At 62.7% G+C, this 16,364-nt stretch carries 14 protein-coding genes; 5 read left to right on the top strand and 9 right to left on the bottom strand.

Annotated features, from left to right (window positions below; all coding sequences use genetic code 11):
* Positions 1–5 precede the first annotated feature (5 nt).
* From GOB94_RS09960 to GOB94_RS09950, 3 genes are all read right to left on the bottom strand, one after another.
* Positions 6–638, bottom strand: coding sequence for a hypothetical protein (locus GOB94_RS09960; RefSeq protein ID WP_182275780.1), 633 nt, complete (start codon positions 636–638; stop codon positions 6–8).
* Between the two features lie 85 nt (positions 639–723).
* Positions 724–2,433: a carboxylesterase family protein gene (locus GOB94_RS09955; protein ID WP_182275779.1), complete on the bottom strand. Its 1,710-nt coding sequence runs from the start codon at positions 2,431–2,433 to the stop codon at positions 724–726.
* Positions 2,434–2,491: 58 nt separating this feature from the next.
* Complete coding sequence (locus GOB94_RS09950) at positions 2,492–3,253, bottom strand: hypothetical protein (RefSeq protein WP_220464911.1); 762 nt, start codon at positions 3,251–3,253, stop codon at positions 2,492–2,494.
* 230 nt (positions 3,254–3,483) lie between these two features.
* Here GOB94_RS09950 and GOB94_RS09945 point away from each other — a divergent pair, with 230 nt between their 5' ends.
* Positions 3,484–4,950 (top strand): amidohydrolase family protein, encoded by a 1,467-nt coding sequence (locus GOB94_RS09945; RefSeq protein WP_182275777.1) that lies wholly within the window; start codon positions 3,484–3,486, stop codon positions 4,948–4,950.
* A 181-nt stretch (positions 4,951–5,131) separates the two neighbouring features.
* Here GOB94_RS09945 and GOB94_RS09940 read toward each other — a convergent pair whose 3' ends face one another.
* From GOB94_RS09940 to GOB94_RS09930, 3 genes are read right to left on the bottom strand one after another with little or no spacing between them, the layout of a single operon-like run.
* Complete coding sequence (locus GOB94_RS09940) at positions 5,132–6,679, bottom strand: sulfatase-like hydrolase/transferase (RefSeq protein WP_182275776.1); 1,548 nt, start codon at positions 6,677–6,679, stop codon at positions 5,132–5,134.
* Positions 6,676–8,079, bottom strand: coding sequence for a class I SAM-dependent methyltransferase (locus GOB94_RS09935; protein ID WP_182275775.1), 1,404 nt, complete (start codon positions 8,077–8,079; stop codon positions 6,676–6,678). Before GOB94_RS09935 ends, GOB94_RS09940 begins: the two co-directional genes overlap by 4 nt.
* A gap of 43 nt (positions 8,080–8,122) precedes the next feature.
* A complete protein-coding gene (locus GOB94_RS09930; RefSeq protein WP_182275774.1) occupies positions 8,123–8,380 on the bottom strand; it encodes a hypothetical protein in 258 nt (85 codons plus the stop codon).
* A gap of 388 nt (positions 8,381–8,768) precedes the next feature.
* Between GOB94_RS09930 and ruvB the strand changes: the two genes are divergently transcribed.
* Positions 8,769–9,842 carry a Holliday junction branch migration DNA helicase RuvB gene (ruvB, locus tag GOB94_RS09925; RefSeq protein WP_182275773.1) on the top strand — a complete coding sequence of 358 codons (1,074 nt, stop codon included), beginning with the start codon at positions 8,769–8,771 and terminating at the stop codon, positions 9,840–9,842.
* Here the strand turns inward: ruvB and murQ are convergent.
* The gene (gene murQ, locus GOB94_RS09920; protein WP_182275772.1) at positions 9,839–10,750 is read right to left on the bottom strand and encodes an N-acetylmuramic acid 6-phosphate etherase; all 912 of its coding nucleotides are present in this window, start codon (positions 10,748–10,750) and stop codon (positions 9,839–9,841) included. The genes ruvB and murQ overlap by 4 nt on opposite strands.
* Positions 10,751–10,809: 59 nt before the next feature.
* On the opposite strand from murQ, the gene GOB94_RS09915 reads away from it, so the two are divergent.
* Complete coding sequence (locus GOB94_RS09915; RefSeq protein ID WP_182275771.1) at positions 10,810–12,159, top strand: MFS transporter; 1,350 nt, start codon at positions 10,810–10,812, stop codon at positions 12,157–12,159.
* A 360-nt stretch (positions 12,160–12,519) separates the two neighbouring features.
* On the opposite strand, the gene GOB94_RS09910 is transcribed toward GOB94_RS09915, so the two are convergent.
* A complete protein-coding gene (locus GOB94_RS09910) occupies positions 12,520–13,950 on the bottom strand; it encodes a glycoside hydrolase family 27 protein (RefSeq protein ID WP_220464910.1) in 1,431 nt (476 codons plus the stop codon).
* Positions 13,951–14,476: 526 nt separating this feature from the next.
* Between GOB94_RS09910 and GOB94_RS09905 the strand changes: the two genes are divergently transcribed.
* Entirely contained in the window at positions 14,477–14,941 is a 465-nt protein-coding gene (locus GOB94_RS09905) for a hypothetical protein (protein ID WP_182275770.1), read from the top strand.
* Between the two features lie 94 nt (positions 14,942–15,035).
* Here the strand turns inward: GOB94_RS09905 and GOB94_RS09900 are convergent, their stop codons facing one another.
* Positions 15,036–15,806, bottom strand: a complete 771-nt coding sequence (locus GOB94_RS09900; protein WP_182275769.1) for an SDR family oxidoreductase — start codon at positions 15,804–15,806, stop codon at positions 15,036–15,038.
* 93 nt (positions 15,807–15,899) lie between these two features.
* Here GOB94_RS09900 and GOB94_RS09895 point away from each other — a divergent pair, with 93 nt between their 5' ends.
* Positions 15,900–16,355 (top strand): helix-turn-helix domain-containing protein, encoded by a 456-nt coding sequence (locus tag GOB94_RS09895; RefSeq protein ID WP_182275768.1) that lies wholly within the window; start codon positions 15,900–15,902, stop codon positions 16,353–16,355.
* Positions 16,356–16,364 lie beyond the last annotated feature (9 nt).

Raw genomic sequence — 16,364 nt, 5'->3', positions numbered from 1 at the left:
CCCCGCTACTTCTTCCCCAGCGCGTCGTCGTAAGCCTGCGTGGTTCCTTCCCTTATGGCTTTCAGCCCCATCATGTCCGCAAGGGTCTTCCGCGCCAGCGGCAAACCCTCGGCAAAGTCCTCTTTTGTCACGTCCTCCGGGGCCTTTGTCTCCACCAGCGCGTCTACCTGCAGATAATCGTTCGCCGTCTGCCGTTCCATCTGCGCGTACTCGTCCTGCTCCTTGTAGCACGCGGAATAGTCCTCCGCAGTCGCGTAGTCCATGTACATCAGCACCCCCGTCGAAGACGCTGTGCGCCAGGCCGCATCCTTCGGAACGTCTTCGGAAAAACCAAGCTGGATAGCTTGGCGAGGAACATCCCTGCCAGTCGATTGGGCTTCCATGTACTGGATGGCAGCAGCCAGAGATTTGATCTCCTCCGTCCACGTGGTTTGTGCTGCCACAAGCTCCGCGCGGTTAGCCTCCAGCTCCTGCCGAATCGTCGCCTCCGCCTCCTCGCGCTGATGCCTATGATGCGCCGCCTCCACCCCCGCCTCCAGCCCCAGCGCAATCAGCAGACCGCAGGTAATCGTGAACAGGTGCAGAAAAAACTCGCGCACATTGTGGATACCGTGCTCGGGCGCATGAACATCCAGCATCGCAAAACTCCTCGCAGCAATTTTGCTATTAGCGTAGCAGTGTCCACTCGCCTGCGCCGGAGTACCCTCTCTCTATCCTCCGCTCTTAGCTCCCTGGTTGCACATAAGGCACCTGCCCCAGGTACCGCCGCTCTCGCCCACGCGGATCATCCTCCACCCGCGGCGGCAGGTCCAGAATCATCGTCGCGCGCTTCTCCAGCGAGAACGCCGGCCACTCCGGCAGCTCCTTCACATTCGGATTCCCCGTCCGTGCAAACGCAATATACATCGGGCTCACAATGTCGGCCATCTTCTGCGCGCGCGCCTGGTCCGCAGGCGAGTTGCCCACCATCCCCGGCGACGCCCCACAGTTATCAAACGCCAACGGAATATCCAGCGTATGCGGCGCGCCCCACTTCCCGCCATCCACGCCACTCTTCCAGTTCAGCTGATACACCCACGTCCGCGGCTGCGCCTTCACATCACGCGCCCGCTGGTCCGCCTCAATCACCTCACCGCGCCACGACCGCGAATCCGTCGTCACCGCAAAGAACACATCGCTCGCCGAGTACCCCGGATTCCACTCGCGATACTTCGCAATCACCTGATCCACGGGCAACGAAACAGTCGGGCTCTTCAAAAACGGCGCCCCCTTCTCCAGCGCCGCCGGCAGCGTCTCCCACGTCAGGTCAAACAGCGCAGGATTCCCGCCACCAATCAGCACGCGAGTCTCATCATGCGTATTCCCCAGCACCATCGGCACATCCACGCTCTGCTGCGGGTCCGTCGGCTCAAACGGATCGACCGGCAGAGACCGCCCATCCTTCACCGGCCCAAAGTACCCGGCCCCATGCGTCGCCTGCTGGATCGCCTCCATCGTCGCCGATCGCAACCCCTTCGCGGCCACCTCCGGCTTCGCCGCATCCAGTCCCAGCTTCTTCAACAGCACCTGAGCCCGCGCCGTCGCATGTCCCGGCTGCACCCCCACCACCTGCTGCCCGCTCATCGACAGCACGCGATGAAACAGCCCCTTCGCCGGCGGCTGCGCCATCAGTGTCGCGCACTTAGCGCCGCCACCGCTCTGCCCAAAGATCATCACCCGCTCGGCATCGCCGCCAAACTCCGCAATGTTCTCGCGAACCCACCGCAGCGCCAGCACCAGGTCCAACTGCCCCGCATTGCCCGAGTCCTCAAACCCCATCCCCGGCAGCAGCTCCGCAAAGTATCCATACCCAAACGAGTTCAGCCGATGGTTCACCGTCACCACCACCACATCGCCGCGTCGCGCCAGCCGAGTCCCGTCATACAGCGCCGCATTCGCCGTCCCATTCGCAAATGCGCCACCGTGGATATAAAACATCACCGGCCGCTTCTTGTGGCCCCTCAGTCCCGGCGTCCAAACATTCACATGCAGACAGTCCTCACTCTGCGGCCCCTCATCGGCAGGCAGATGATACCCAGGCCTCGCCTCCGCCGCCTCACGAGCCTTCGCGCTCTCATACTCCGGCCGCGCCCCCACAGTCTGCGGAGCCCGCGCCGCCCACTCCACACAACTCTTCGGCTCCGTCCAGCGCACCGGCTCCTTCGGCGCCGCAAACCGAGTCAGCCGCGTATCCATCCCATACGGAATCCCCTTGAACGCCGCCACCTTCCCCGCATACGTCCCAGGAGCACCCGCAATGCGGCTCCAGTACCCCCGCACCAACCCATGCTTGGTCGTCGCCATCGGCGCATCGCCTTCAGCCAGCACCCGAGGCCCCACCAACCCCGCCGCCCCAACCATCACACCCGCCTTCACCAGCTCTCTACGATTCATGTCAGGCAAACCTCGCACCCAACACTTATCACTTTTCACTCCCCACTTGTCACTAGTCTTACTCCCCTGGAGTAATCTTGATCGCCTTATTATTCTCAAAATCAATCGTCAAAGGGTGTCCGCTGTTGTCATAGGTGATCGTGCGGTTGCCATACGTTCCGCCATGCGGAGTCTGCACCTGGCCCACGCACATCATCACCTGCCGCTCGCTCATCCCCACCTGCGGCTCATGCTTGTCGATCGCCGCCCACACCTTCGGCCCCCAATAATCAAACAGCTTGTGCGGATCGTCGTAGAAGAAGATGTCGTCGTTATACAGGTTGTACCCACCATCAAAGTTCCCCACCGGCGTCGCATACACCGCCTTCGGGTCAGCCGACCCCGGCATCGTGAACCCCAGCAACACCTGCCGCTTTCCCGCCGCAATCCGAAACACCGCATTGCCGCTCTTCGGCGCGCTCTGCTCAAACACTTCTTTGATGAGCATCGGCTGGTTCTGCAGCAGCAGCCCCACCGGGTGCGCGTAGTCCACATGCTTCCCGCTGTCCTTGTAGTAGTAAACCTGCCCACCCGCACTTACCCACACTGTCGTCCCAACCAGCGCCTTCTCATCGGCAATCGAGTCCGGATGCTCCTTCTTCAGAAACACATTGTCATCCGGATCCACCTTCATATTTGTCGGCGAGTCATTCCCCCGCGCCGTCGTCACGTTGTCATCCGCATGGTTCGCCCTGTAGATCAATCCCACCCGCACCGCCGCCGCAGCCAGAAACACAAACGTCACCCCAATCCCAATCTTCGCCCCATTCGTCATCCGCAAAATCCTCCCTGCACAGAGTAGATGCAACCCCGCCACCCTCGCCACCACGCTGCCCCACCACAACTCAGGTACCCCGAGGCTTCAGCCTCGGGTCTCATAGCGCCGCTTTGAAGGGGACGGGCTTCAGCCCGTCCGTTGAATACCCCAAAAGTGATGGGGCTTTAGCCCCGGAGGGACCTCTGCCCACCCACTCGCGTATCATCACCCTCACACCCCACCCGAGGTCGTCCATGCGCTCTCTAGCATCTCTGCTCCTCCTCGCAGCCTTCGCAACGCAAGCCCAGCAGCCCACGCTCTCACCTGACGTCCAGCGCTACGTCAAAGTCCCCGCCGCGCCCACCATCGTCCTTGAGCACGTCCGCATCATCGACGGCACCGGCGCAGCCCCCATCGAGAACGCCTACCTCACCCTCAGCAACAGCAAGATCGCCGCCATCTCCACCACCCCGCCTGCCGACTCACCCTCCACCGTCCACATCGACCTCACCGGCCGCACCGTCTTCCCCGGCCTCGTCGGCATGCACGACCACATGTACTACCTCACGCGCCCCGACCTCGACATCACCGGCGCCTCCGAGCCTCCCGTCATCGTCCCCGAGCTCGGCTTCTCCTCCCCGCGCCTCTACCTCGGCTCCGGCGTCACCACCCTTCGCACTACCGGCTCCGTTGAGCCCTACTTCGATCTCAACCTCCGCACCATGATCGACTCCGGCGCCCTCATCGGCCCGCACCTCGACGTCACCGGCCCCTACCTCGAAGGCAAAGGCGCCTTCGCCCTCGAGATGCACCAGCTCAAAGACGCCGACGACGCCCGCGCCACCGTCGACTACTGGGCCGGAGAAGGCGTCACCAGCTTCAAAGCCTACATGAACATCACCCGCGCCGAGCTCAAGGCCGCCATCGACGAGGCCCACAAACACGGTCTCAAGATCACCGGCCACCTCTGCTCCATCACGTACCCCGAAGCCGTCGAGCTAGGCATCGACGACCTAGAGCACGGCTTCTTCGTCAACACCCAGCTCGACCCAGGCAAAGAACCCGACGTTTGCCCGCGCTCCAGCGGCAACCCTACCCTCGCCAAAATGACCCCCGACACCCCCGAAGCCAAAGCACTCATCAAGCTTCTGGTCGACCATCATGTCGCCGTCACCTCCACGCTCCCCGTCTTCCAGTCCTACGACCCCGCACACCTCCACGTGCAGCCGCGCGTCCTCGCCGCCATGTCCGCCCCCACCCGAGAGGCCTACCTCACCACCCGCAACCTCGAACTCATGCGCGTCGCCGCCAACCCCAAGGCCGCAGCCGAGCGCGCAGCCATGTTCCACAACGGCATGGCGATGGAGCGCGCCTTCGTCGCCGCAGGAGGTCTATTGCTGGCCGGCCCCGACCCCACCGGCGACGGCGGCACCCTGCCCGGCTACGGCGACCAGCGCGAGGTCGAGCTTCTGGTTGAAGCCGGCTTCACCCCCATCGAGGCCCTCCACATCGCCACCGAAAACGGTGCCATCTACATGGGCCGCGACAAGCAGATCGGCACCATCGCCCCCGGCAAGGACGCCGACCTCGTCATCGTCAAAGGCAACCCCGGCAAAAACATCAACGACATCGAAAACACCGAGATCGTCTTCAAAGACGGCGTAGGCTACGACAGCCAGAAGCTCCTCGACTCCGTCAAAGGCCACTACGGCCAGTACTAATACCAGTACTAATACTTGACACGCCAATTACAATAGAAGTGCAGGAAGAACCCGGCCCGGTGCCGGGTTTTGCTGTCTCAGCGCTCTTTCAAAACTCGCCTTCGCCAGCAAGTAACCACCAAAATGGTTACGAGCCTAACCCCTTATTCATGCGGATCATAGCCCCAAAACTGGGGGAGGGTCAGCGGCCCTGTTGCAGCACCTGTTCGATCACATCGTGCACATGCACGATCGACCACCTGGAATCGTCGGTAGCCGCCGTCGTCTCGCCCGCCCGGTGAATCAGCACTGCAGGCCGCGGATCGAACCCGCTCCGCGATACCTCATCGTCCTCCGCGGTCCATGCTGGCAGCCGGTTCCAGATATACGTCCGCCAGCTATGATCGCCCTGCACGATCACGGTGGTGTCCTTCCACCGCGGCGAGCTCTCCAGCTGCGTCAGGATCTGGCCCAGCGTCCGGTCCGCCAGCGCCAGGTTGTCCAGGTACGAGCTGTCGCAGAAACTCACGTAGTTGTCCATGTTCCGGCTCCAGATGTTCGGGCTGTGGGGCACTGGCAGGTGCAGAAACACAAAGTCCGCCTGGTCGTTCTTCAGCAGCTGCAGGCTGTGCGACTGTAGGTCGCGGAAGGTATTCAGCCGCTGCCGCACGTCGTAAGTACAGCTGTCGCGATCGTCGCGCTGCGCGGACTTTACCTCGCGCACCATGCTCGCCAACGGCGAGTACGTGTTCCGCCAGAAGCCGTCGCGCTGCGCCATGTCGCCGTCCAGCCGGTCCAGGTTCATCGCGTAGCACTGGTCGATGGTCGCGCCGTAGATCGTGCAGTACGGGTTGTACCAGCCCACCACCGCGGTGCGCCAGCCCAGCCGCTGCGCATCGGCAAACACCGTCCCACTGCCGCCCAGCGGGTGCCACCCAGGCACCCCGGTGTAGTGCACCTTGAACGCGTTGTTAAAGCTGAACCGGTAGTCGTCAATCACATGGCCGGTGAACAGCGACGGAATCACCTTGACGGTCTGCGCGCCGATCGGCTGCGCTGCGGTGTATAGCATCGACTGCCGGCGCAGCGCGTCGAAGTTCGGCAACTCGAGATCGTGCGCGCGGTGCCCGAACGTCTGGTCGTAGCTCAGTTCATCGAGCAGTATCCACACCAGCAGCGGATGCTGGCGTGGTGCGGCGTTCTGCCACGCAGCCTGCCGCTGGTGAGGCCCCGGCCTCCACCGCATCACATACAGCATCTGCACGATGCTGCACGCGGCAAACACAAACAGAAACACGCCCGCAGCATCGCCAAGGTTCAGCAACCTCCGATACAGCCCGCGGAAGCGCAGATACACCAGCAACACCAACGCTCCCCAGACGATGAACACCAGCGTGATCAACCCGTCCTCTGACGCATACGGAATCAGTTCCCGCAGCCGGAACAGGATGTATGGAGGAACCAGAACCACCAGCAGCAACCGCGCCACCGGATACACCCGCGTGCGCGAAAGCGGCACCAGAACGGCGAACAGCACCAGCGCAAGCAGCAGGATGTCGGCCAACTGCGCCAGGCAGATGCCCACCAGCGGGAAGGGCACGTGCATCCGCACATCGGCGCCTCCGCCAAGCAGGTCGCCATAGTTCATCACCAGCAGGATGGATGCCAGGCCAAGACACTGACTAAGACACTTCAGCATCTCCCTGCGGCGTTGCCCCGCATGCCGCAGCTCGATGACTGGCGCTCTCATGCTGCAGATGTCCCGGGCTGCTGCTTCTCAAGCAGCAGCAACACTCGTCCGTTCGGCAGCGACTGCCGCTGCAGCAGCGTGAACCGTCCCTGGCAGGCGCGTACGAGATCGTCTTCACAGAGAGAGCCATAGAGTTCGTCCCGGCCACGCATCAGACTCTGGAACATCGGATCGCTTGCCGGTACCCACTCCAGCAACAGATACCGTCTCGTCAGCCGCCCCAGCAGCTCCATGATGGCATCAAGCGGAATCTGCTCCATCAACAGGAGGTGGTGGACAACCGCCAGCATCAGCACAAGATCAAACTGGCCCTCCAGCCGTGCCAACAGCGAGCTCGACTCGGAGTTCTCCCAGCCGACCGCCGGCGTTGGCCGCGCAAGGTCCGCATGGATGGCAAGAATATCGAGCTGCTGGGCACGTGCCCGCTGAAACAGTCTTTCTGCCGCAGCCTCATCGCGCTCCAGCGCCACGACGCTGGCTCCCACCGAGGCAGCCAGAGCACTGAACTCGCCGGTATTGGCGCCGATATCCAGCACGCGGGCCGGCTTAAGTGTCTCTAGCGTCTCGCGCACAAAGGAGACCTTCTCCTGGCTCTCCTGCTCCGTGTAGTGCGTGAGCGTGGCCGTGTAATCGGACCACTCTGATCGCACCTGCTTAACCGGTGCATTGCGAGTGCGGCGGCGCAAACCCTTCAGTGTCCGGCGCAACAGGTGGTGCGCCAGTGCAGGCTCCTTCGCCGGTGCGACCGCAGATTTAGCAGATGCCCCTGAGCTGCGCCGCTCCAGCCAACTGGGCAGTGTGATGGGAAAGAATGCTGCAGGCGACAGCCGTTGCGGCCAGCTGAGGGCGTCGTAAAGCTCAGCTGGCTCGTACCCATCGCGTCTGAAGAGCGTGAGCGCCAGCGGCCAGTGCTGCAGACGGTTCATCAACATCGGCAGCAGAAACGTGCGAACGTATTGACCGTAGGCAAGCCATATTGAATTGCCGGGAACGTGCTTCTCGAACGAGAGCACGTCAACAAGTACGGGCCCGGTGCCGGTAAAAAGAATGTTGAGTGGCGTCGCGTCCTTCAGTATCCAACCCTGCTCGAGCGCCTCTTCGCACAACCCAAGCGTCAACTCCCCGGCTGCCATCCACTGCCCCTGTGTCCACTCCCATGGATAAGTGATGACAGGAATTCGCGGATGGCGAAGCTTCAAGCTGTCCCCGTCTGAATCGTCTGCAATGACAGTCGAAACCATCTCGCCGCGCTGCTCGAGGCGTTGTCGCAGCGGTGAGCTCAGAAAGCTCATAACGGAGTCACGAGCGGCGCCGTGGATGGTGCGAACGGCGTGGTCCGGTGTAAGGCTAAGGAAGCCGGCCGGATCGCGAAAGGTCGGCGGCGGTGTCGCTGACGGCATGAGTGGCTATCGGAACGAATGTAGGAGCGCAGTATCTAACTGACTAGGCTACGTTGCGGTTACTGTCTTCTTGTTTAGCCGTTGGCAGAACAACGGTCTTTGCGGTGGTCTTGCCTCGTCCAAACAGCGCAGCAATGCGACGGCGCATGTAATATGCGGCGGCAGCCAGGCCGGCAGCAATCGACTGCAGGGCCAACAAGCCCGAGCCTGGATCGACATATGCGTAGGCGCGGCGTTCAGTCGCAACAGCCAGACAGAGGCAGCAGAATATCGCGAGCGTAAGAGAAAGGAGACGCTTCATTCGGGGAGTTCTCTCTGATTGAAGGACATACAAACATGCCCCGGATCGGACTGCGAAAATGAAATTGCTTAAGCCGCACTTAATATCCTCGATACTGAACACTCTTCGGCGCGGCAAGTTGCGGTGAGAAAACGGCTAAAGGACTTCATTCAGAAGGAACACAGCCTGCGGAAAAAGCTGATGATCAATTACCTGAGACGAATGTACTCGCGCCAAAGATTCACACGAAATGAGTCAGATGCGACTTTCTGCCCTGTGGTTTTTTGGCAGGGTGCGGTTTTGAGGGTCTGCCGGCCGTCTCCTGGAATTACAGCCCGGCCTGCCTAACGCTTCTATCCGCCCTTGAGTCGTTGCTTCGCGAGCAGCTTCGCCTTACCATCGCCTAAGCATGGACTTTGAGCAAAAGCGTAAATTGGGCACAGCAGCCACCCTCCGAAAGAGCGCGGAAGCGGAACGGCTGGTCTCAGCCGGCCAGATCGAGGACGACGACGCAGTCGAATTGAAGCTCCGCCCACGGCACCTGGCAGAATTCATCGGGCAGACCAAGGCCAAGGAGCAACTGGCGATCGCCCTCGAAGCAGCGAGGTCCCGAGGCGAAGCTCTGGATCATGTCCTGCTCTTCGGTCCTCCGGGACTCGGCAAGACGACCCTGGCAACAATCATCGCTAACGAACTGGGGGTCGGTTTTCAGCAGACCAGTGGACCGGCCCTGCAGGTACAGGGCGACATGGCGGCGATCCTGACCAACCTGAAGGCAAAGCAGGTCTTGTTTCTCGACGAGATCCATCGACTGCAGCCCGTGATGGAAGAGAAGCTCTACACCGCGCTGGAGGACTACCAGCTGGACATCATGATCGGGACCGGCCCGAGCGCGCGTACGCATGTGATGCGGATCGATCCGTTCACGTTTGTGGCGGCGACTACGCGGCCCGGGCTGCTGAGTTCGCCTCTACGCAGCCGCTTCGGGATTATGCTGCGGCTGGAGTTCTACACCGACGACGAACTGCGGTTCGTGGTGGAGCGCTCGGCCGAGGTACTGGGCGTACCAATCGACCGTGACGGCGCTGCAGAGATCGCGATGCGGTCGCGTGGAACACCCCGCATCGCCAACCGGCTGCTACGCCGGGTGCGTGATTACGCCGAAGTACGCGCTTCAGGCCAGATCGACCGCGCGACTGCCATAGCGGCGCTGCAGATGCTGGAGGTCGATGCGCACGGCTTCGACGAGCTCGACCGCCGGTTGTTGCGGACGATCATCGAGAAGTATGACGGTGGCCCGGTTGGATTGAATACACTGGCCGCCGCGCTGGCCGAGGAGCAGGACGCGCTCGAAGAGGTCTACGAGCCATTCCTGATCCAGATCGGCTTCTTGGACCGCACACCGCGCGGCCGGGTTGCCACGCGGCTTGCGTACGAACATCTGGGCATCGAGATGCCGCGCAAGCCGACGCTCTTTGGCTAGCCGAGTGCCGCTGCAAGCGAACCCTGCGCCGCTGCGAGCCGGGCTTCAGCGGCTGTGCAGTCAAGCGACAACTTCTGCATCACGATGGCCGTCTTCACGCTCTCGCCGGAGGCGGTGAGCAGCGCCGTTGCGGTGGCAAGGTCACAACCGGTGGTGGCCATGATGATGCGGTGCGCGCGGTCCACCAGCTTGGCATTGGTGGGACGCACGTTCACCATCAGGTTGCCGTAGGTCGCGCCGGTGCGGACCATCACGCCAGTGGAGAGCATGTTGAGCACCAGCTTGGTGGCGGTACCTGCCTTCATGCGCGTGGAGCCGGTGAGGACTTCGGGGCCTGTCACTGGCGTGATGGCGATCTCCGTGGCGTTCGCCAGCGCTGAGCCGGGCACGCAACTCAGACCGATCGTCAGCGCACCGAGCGACTTTGCGTATTCGACGGCGCCGAGAACGTAGGGTGTCCGGCCGCTGGCGGCGATGCCGACCAGGGTATCGAGGGCCTTGAAGTCTGCCGCGGCGAGGTCGCGCGCGCCCTCGCCGCGGCTGTCCTCGGAGTGCTCGCTGGAGAGCCTTAGCGCGCTGTCACCACCGGCGATGAGGCCCTGTACGAGATCCGCATCCACGGAGAACGTGGGTGGGCACTCGCTGGCGTCGAGCACGCCGAGACGGCCGCTGGTGCCAGCGCCGGTGTAGAAGAGGCGTCCGCCCAGCTTGAAGCGTGCGGCGATTGCATCCACGGCTTTGGCAATCGCAGGCAGTTCGGCATGGACGGCTGCTGCAACCTTGGCGTCCTCGGCGTTTATGAGAGTGAGCATCTCCAGCGTGGAGAGCTGGTCGAGATTCGCGGAGGCTGGGTTGCGGGTCTCGGTGAGCAGAGCGCCGAGCTGTTCTGTGGTTTCCATCTTCTCCATGATACCGAGTGCGGCCGTTCAACAGACTATCGCGCGAGTGTGTCAGCATAGAAGCAGTTATGGACGAGACAGAGCAGCAGGACCAGCCGAAGCTGAGTCCGACAACAGCCCTGAGCCCGACAGTTGCGTGGCAGTCGCGCGATTTTCGTTTCTACTCCGCGGCCCGGGTGCTGGGCATCATGGGAGCCGAGGCGCAGGCCGTGGGCGTTGCATGGCAGGTGTACCAGATCACGCACTCCGCGCTGGCGCTGGGCAACACGGGCCTGGCGCTGTTTCTACCAGGGTTGTTCTTCGTGCTGCCGGCGGGGCATGTGGCAGACCGTTACGACAGGCGCGCCATCATCATCACCTGCTACAGCCTGCAGGCTGTGGCGACTTCGCTGCTGCTGTGGCTGGCGCTGCACCACTCCACCAACATCTGGCTCGTGTACGCGATTCTGTTCCTGATCGGCACGGGACGCTGCTTCAGCGGGCCGGCTGCGAGCGCGCTGGTTCCGACTCTGGTGCCCGAGGCGCACTTTGTGAACGCCGTGACCTGGGGCGCTACCGTGTACCAGGTGGCCAATGCTACCGGGCCGATGATTGGTGGGCTGCTGTTCACTGTCGCTATCGGCAAGCTGTTTGGTGGTCGGCTGGCGATGCTAAACGGTGCGCCGCTGGTGTACTGCTTTACGCTGATCTGCCTGACGTGCTTTCTGGCCTTCATCAGCGTGGTACGGCCGCGCGGTGCAGGAGCACCGAAGGCGTTCACGGTGAAGACGATGCTCGCCGGGTTGCAGTATGTGGCGAGCACGCGGCTGCTGCTGGGCTCCATCTCGCTCGATCTGTTTGCCGTACTGCTGGGTGGCGCGGTGAGCCTGATGCCGATCTTTGCTTCGCAGATTCTGCACTCGGGCGCCAGCGGGCTAGGGCTGCTGCGTGCGATGCCGAGCATTGGGGCGCTGGTCGTCAGCATGACGCTGCTGCTGCTGCCGATCAGGCGGCGTGCCGGGCGGACGATGCTGAGCTGTGTCGCCGTGTTTGGCGCGGCCACGGTGGTCTTCGGGCTGAGCCGGAACATCTGGTTGAGCTGCGTGGCGCTGCTGGTGATCGGGGCGTCCGACATGGCCAGCGTGGTGGTGCGGTCGAGCATTCTGCAGCTTGCTACGCCGAACGAGATGCGCGGGCGGGTGAGCAGCGTGAACTGGCTGTTCATCGGCGCCAGCAACGAGCTGGGCGAGTATGAGAGCGGCCTGACTGCCCACTGGTGGGGCGCAGTGCGGGCGGTGGTGATCGGCGGCATAGCCAGCCTGACGGTGACGGGGCTGTGGAGCGTGTTCTTCCCGGCACTTCGGCAGGCCGATGAGCTGACCGCGGAGAGCCTGGTTGAGGTGGAGAGCCGGTTCACAAGCATGGAGCCGATCGACTAGTTTCGGCCACTGCCCCTCCCCCGGTTTTGGGGCTATGATCCGCATGAATAAGGGGTTAGGCTCGTAACCATTCCGGTGGTTACCTGGTTATCAAGAGCATTCAGCTACGTCGGCGCAGAGCCGATGCGGAGAGCCTGACCTCGGGTCACGCTGTCTCTGCGGTAGATGCTTCTATTCTAAATGGTCTGTCAAGCGGGGGAAAGCAAACCTTGGGGCTGAAGCCCCTTCTTCGTGATGCTTCTGTGAGACCCGAGCCTGAAGGATCGGGCTACCTAAGTGGTGGCGGGTTGGGAAGCAGATTCCCTGCGGAATAACAAACAAAAGGGGACTGCCAAAGCACGAGCGGCGACAGGTGGTCCTTTAGTGGAGGAGTAGGAGCTGGCAGCCGTGTCGGGGGAGTTTGGTGTTGAGGCTGGTGAGGATGCCGGGGAGGTACTGGCCGGCCCAGACGTCGCGGGCCTTCCATTGCTGGCCGCCGAGAGCGGGGTCGATGGAGGCGAGGGTGCGCTGCACGGTCAACGGCTTGTCGCCGAGGTTGAAGAGGGCGAGGGCTTCGTGGCCGTTTGGCAGGGTGGAGCGCCAGGCGATGAGGTCGCCCTCCTGCAGGGCCTGATGCTGGTTGGTTCCCTGCTGATCGAGCGCGAGGACCTCCTTGTTGGTAAGGAGCTTGAGCGTTGCGGGGTCAAGCTGGGTGAGGTTGGCGCCGACGATGAGCGGGCTGCGGGCGATGGACCAGAGGGTGAGGAGCGTGCGCTGCTCGTCAGGCGTGAAGCGCGAGTTGCGCGGGTCGCCCCAGCCGGGGTGCGGGCCGAGGACGCCGACGGCGAGCATGTCGGCGTCCGGCCAGGTGCCGGGTTTGGCGTACTGCGCCCAACTGGCGAGGCGTGGGAACTGGTCTTTGACACCCTGCGGGAAGCTTGAGATGCCCTGCGGCCCTTTCTTGGTGGAGGCCCAGACGTCCCACTCGTCGTCGGAGATGCGCCACATGTTGGCGAAGTCACCTACCTCGGACGCGTAGATGAGGTTCATGGGGCCGGGTGAGAGGCTGAGGACGATGGGGCGGCCGGTCTTATCGATGGCCCGGCGGATCTGCTTGATCTCCGTGAGCTTGTAGGGGTGGTCGCCTATGCAGTCGACCTTGATGAGATCGACGCCCCAGTCTGCGTACTGCTTCATCAGGGAGTCGTACCAGGCCTGTCCGGCGGGAGTGTCCTTGACGCCCCAACTGGTGGGGTCCCAGGGGCAGGCGTCGGTGGTGTCGGCGGCGTCCATGGCGTGGAAGGCCGAGCCTTCAATGGGAAGGTTGCGCTCGACGCTGACGCGCGGGATGCCGCGGATGATGTGGATGCCGAACTTGAGGCCCTGGCTATGCACCCAGTCGGCGAGTGCCTTGAAGCTGGTGCCTTCGATGGTGGCGGCGAGCTTGGGCTTGGCGCTGCCGTTGAGGGTGATGAAGGACTGCGCGTTTTCTGCCGCGGACGGGAAGCGCGCAGGGACGGGGACGTAGCGCCCGGTGGGGTCGATGGCGTAGTGCAGGGTGCCAGGGTGGTCGCGGTCCTGCGGGTTCTCAAAGTACCAGCCCTCGTCGATGACGGCGTAGTTGTAGCCGAAGGGGGCGAGTTTGGCCTTGAGGACGGAGACGTTGGCGCGGAACTGCGGCTCGGTGATGGTGAGGCCGTAGGCGTCCCAGCTGTTCCAGCCCATGGGTGGGGTGTTGGCGATGGACTGGGCGGAGACCATGATGGGTGCAAGGAGCAGCGTCGCGGCGAGTGCGAGGACCGGAATTCTCATCGAGACGACGATATCACCGGCGCCCTGGACATTATGATGCTGACATGAAGGGTGCCACCACAACCATCGCTCGCGCAGCCGCGTGGCTCGCGTGTCTGTTGCTGGTGTGGCTGACGGTGTGCCCACCCCATTGCGACCGCTGCGATGGCCCGCAGGTGCCGTTGGTGGCGTCCTCGTCACGCCCTTTGGTGCATCAACCTGCGCCGGTTGAGCCGGATGACTGTAACGGCGTTTGCACGTGTTGCGGGTTTCACTGGCCCCCGACTGGCAGCACCGTTCTGCATGAGATTCGACCGGAGAGCGCTGTAGCCGCCGTGGAAAAGCCCACGCCTGTTGCAAGGCCACGCCTGCCTTTCCTCCGGCCGCCCCGCATGGCTGTTTCTTCCTAGAGTGCCTCGGCGCGGTCCTTCGCGCTCCACGTACAACTCACTTCACCTGGAGAGCTTCCATGCTTACTCGCATTCGCGCGCACGCGGCTGCCTGCGCCTTTCTATTTTTGTGCTGGACCGTTTATGGGCAAAGCACAGTGAACCGTTCTAACAAACCTGTCGAAGAGAAGGAATCCGCGGCCATTCTGGAGCTTGGCGCGGCCAGCAACTGGGACACCAGCGGAGGCGCCACTACCTTTGCGCCCAACATCGCCGTGGAGACCACGCCGATTGAAGACAAACTGGAGCTGGAGGCCGGAGTGTCACGCTTTGCCAGCCACGGGGTTACTGAGTGGGATGTCGACTTCCTGTTCAAGAAACCGTGGACTCTCTCACGCAAGGCGGAGTTTATGCTGGGCGCGGGGCCGGAGTGGGTACACCAGAGGCAGAACAGGGCGACGACCGACTCGGTTGCCGCTGAGGTTGCCGGCGACTTCATGTTCTGGCCGGCGCGGAGACACCGGTTTGGATGGTTTCTGGAGCCCGCGTATGACTATGGCTTTTCGCAGGGCCATCCGCAGTCGCTTGGGATGAGTGGTGGACTGCTGATCGCCATCCACTAATGCAACGCCACCGCAAGGTTGTGCGAGTCCGGTCAGCCCGCACCCCACTCATGACGATAGAGCTGTCATGAATGGGGCACCCGGCAGGCAGAGTTTAGTGGCTGGCCATGGCGGCGTTGAAGGTCTCGAAGAAGGTGTAAAACTTCTCGGCGTTGAAGTCGCCGGCGAAGCGCAACGGGTAGACGTTCTTGACCAGGACCTCCTTCGCGTCGGGTTGGGTGGCGAGGATGTTCATGACCTCGGCGAGGTAGTCGGCGAGCGGCATGGCGCGGGGGTCGGAGGCCTGATGCTCGCCCATGAGCTCGGTCTGCACATAGGGCGGAGCGAGTTCTAGGACCTGAACCGAGGTGTTGCGGAGTTGATAGCGCAGCGAGATGGACCATGAGTGGATGGCCGCCTTGGTGGCGCAGTAGGTGGGCGTGAGTGCCAGCGGCGTGAACGCGAGGCCGGAGGTGACATTCATCACAGTAGCGTGTGGCTGCTGCTTGAAGTGCGGCAGCAGCGCGGCGGTGAGGTGCATCGGCGCGGTGAGGTTGGTGGCAATCGTGGCGTCGATGACGGTGGGGTCAGCGCCTTCGACGAGGTTTTCTGGCTGCATGATGCCCGCCATGTTGATGAGGACGTTGAGCGCCGGGTACTTGCCGACGATGGTGTCGGCGAAGGTCTTGAGGCTGGCGGTGTCCTGGACGTCGAGGACTTCGGCTGCCATGCCGGGGTTGGCGGCGACGACGGCGTCGAGCACGCTCTTGCGGCGGCCCGCGATGATGACCTTGTTGCCCAGTTTGTGGAACGCTTCGGCAAGGCCGCGGCCGATGCCCGAGCCGCCGCCGGTGATGAGGATGGTGTTGCTGGTTTGCAGATTCATTGCGGTGAAGCTCCTTCTTGACTTACGATAAGAGAGTTAGGCACGAATGGGAAGTAGGCACTTTTTCGTATGTGACTTACCGGATGGTGAGAAATGAAGGAATCAAAGAAAAACGAGAAGAAAAAACTTAAGAAGCACGGCAAGAAGGCCGATGCGCTGCACTTTCAGGCGCCGGACGGCCGTGTGTCCTCGCCAGAAGTAGAGCAGCTGGTGACGGAGATTATAGGCCGGGTGGCGGACAAGTGGACGATGCTGCTGCTGGAGGCGCTGGCACAGCATGGCGTGGTACGGTTCAGCAAACTGGCGGAGCTGGTGGCGGGCATCAGCCAGAAGATGCTGACGCAGACGCTGCGACAGATGGAGGCCGATGGCTTTGTGACGCGCACGGTGTATCCAGTAGTACCGCCGCGAGTGGAGTATGCGCTGACGCCGTTGGGAGAGAGCCTGGGAGAGGCGTTCTGCAGCGTTTGGTTGTGGGCGGAGAAGAACTATGAAGAACTGGGGCGGCAGCGCGCAGCGTATCGGGAGCGGTTGGGGCTGGCGGGGTAGCGCGGCATT

The organism is Granulicella sp. 5B5 (genome assembly GCF_014083945.1).
Classification (GTDB): Bacteria; Acidobacteriota; Terriglobia; order Terriglobales; family Acidobacteriaceae; genus Granulicella.
This window is presented reverse-complemented; position numbering and strand designations above follow the sequence as displayed.

Bases quoted from the DNA above. Each gene is read 5' to 3' on its own strand.
- GOB94_RS09960 (WP_182275780.1), bottom strand. From the start codon at position 638: ATGCTGGATGTTCATGCGCCCGAGCACGGTATCCACAATGTGCGCGAG.
- GOB94_RS09955 (WP_182275779.1), bottom strand. From the start codon at position 2,433: ATGAATCGTAGAGAGCTGGTGAAGGCGGGTGTGATGGTTGGGGCGGCG.
- GOB94_RS09945 (WP_182275777.1), top strand. From the start codon at position 3,484: ATGCGCTCTCTAGCATCTCTGCTCCTCCTCGCAGCCTTCGCAACGCAA.
- GOB94_RS09940 (WP_182275776.1), bottom strand. From the start codon at position 6,679: ATGAGAGCGCCAGTCATCGAGCTGCGGCATGCGGGGCAACGCCGCAGG.
- GOB94_RS09935 (WP_182275775.1), bottom strand. From the start codon at position 8,079: ATGCCGTCAGCGACACCGCCGCCGACCTTTCGCGATCCGGCCGGCTTC.
- GOB94_RS09930 (WP_182275774.1), bottom strand. From the start codon at position 8,380: ATGAAGCGTCTCCTTTCTCTTACGCTCGCGATATTCTGCTGCCTCTGT.
- ruvB (WP_182275773.1), top strand. From the start codon at position 8,769: ATGGACTTTGAGCAAAAGCGTAAATTGGGCACAGCAGCCACCCTCCGA.
- murQ (WP_182275772.1), bottom strand. From the start codon at position 10,750: ATGGAGAAGATGGAAACCACAGAACAGCTCGGCGCTCTGCTCACCGAG.
- GOB94_RS09915 (WP_182275771.1), top strand. From the start codon at position 10,810: ATGGACGAGACAGAGCAGCAGGACCAGCCGAAGCTGAGTCCGACAACA.
- GOB94_RS09910 (WP_220464910.1), bottom strand. From the start codon at position 13,950: ATGAGAATTCCGGTCCTCGCACTCGCCGCGACGCTGCTCCTTGCACCC.
- GOB94_RS09900 (WP_182275769.1), bottom strand. From the start codon at position 15,806: ATGAATCTGCAAACCAGCAACACCATCCTCATCACCGGCGGCGGCTCG.
- GOB94_RS09895 (WP_182275768.1), top strand. From the start codon at position 15,900: ATGAAGGAATCAAAGAAAAACGAGAAGAAAAAACTTAAGAAGCACGGC.